The 1,007-nt window shown below is 69.3% G+C and carries 1 protein-coding gene; it reads right to left on the bottom strand.

Going from position 1 to position 1,007, the window contains the following annotated elements; all coding sequences use genetic code 11:
• Nucleotides 1–1,007 (bottom strand): flavodoxin-dependent (E)-4-hydroxy-3-methylbut-2-enyl-diphosphate synthase (gene ispG, locus ACFWW8_RS38675; protein WP_386537640.1); only part of this gene is annotated, 1,007 nt, incomplete at both ends.

The following is a 1,007-nucleotide window of genomic DNA, read 5'->3' on the forward strand; positions in this document are numbered from 1 at the left end:
GTGGGCTCGCCGGAGGTCACGCCGTCCTTCTCCATCTGCTCGGCGATCTTCATCGCCTCTTCGATGAGGGTCTCCACGATCTTCGACTCCGGGACGGTCTTGATGACCTCGCCCTTCACGAAGATCTGGCCCTTGCCGTTGCCGGAGGCGACGCCCAGGTCGGCCTCGCGGGCCTCGCCGGGGCCGTTGACGACGCAGCCCATGACGGCGACGCGCAGCGGGACCTCCATGCCCTCCAGGCCCGCCGTGACCTCCTCGGCCAGCTTGTAGACGTCCACCTGGGCGCGGCCGCAGGACGGGCAGGAGACGATCTCCAGGCGGCGCGGCTTGAGGTTCAGCGACTCCAGGATCTGGTTGCCGACCTTGACCTCCTCGACCGGCGGCGCGGAGAGGGAGACGCGGATGGTGTCGCCGATGCCCTCGGAGAGGAGCGCGCCGAAGGCGACGGCGGACTTGATGGTGCCCTGGAAGGCGGGGCCGGCCTCCGTGACGCCGAGGTGCAGCGGGTAGTCGCATGCGGCGGCGAGCTGGCGGTAGGCGTTGACCATGACGACCGGGTCGTTGTGCTTGACCGAGATCTTGATGTCGCCGAAGCCGTGCTCCTCGAACAGGGAGGCCTCCCACAGCGCGGACTCGACCAGCGCCTCGGGGGTGGCCTTGCCGTACTTCTTCAGCAGCCGGGCGTCGAGGGAGCCCGCGTTGACGCCGATCCGGATCGGGGTGCCGGTGTCCTTGGCGGCCCGCGCGATCTCCTTGACCTTGTCGTCGAACTGCTTGATGTTGCCCGGGTTCACGCGGACGGCGGCGCAGCCGGCGTCGATGGCGGCGAACACGTACTTGGGCTGGAAGTGGATGTCGGCGATGACCGGGATCTGCGACTTCTTCGCGATGACGGCGAGGGCGTCGGCGTCGTCCTGGGTCGGGCAGGCCACCCGGACGATGTTGCAGCCGGCGGCGGTGAGCTCGGCGATCTGCTGGAGCGTGGCGCCGATGTCGGACGTGCGGGT

Origin of the sequence: Streptomyces sp. NPDC058701, assembly GCF_042715295.1 — a bacterium.
Taxonomy (GTDB): Bacteria; Actinomycetota; Actinomycetes; order Streptomycetales; family Streptomycetaceae; genus Streptomyces.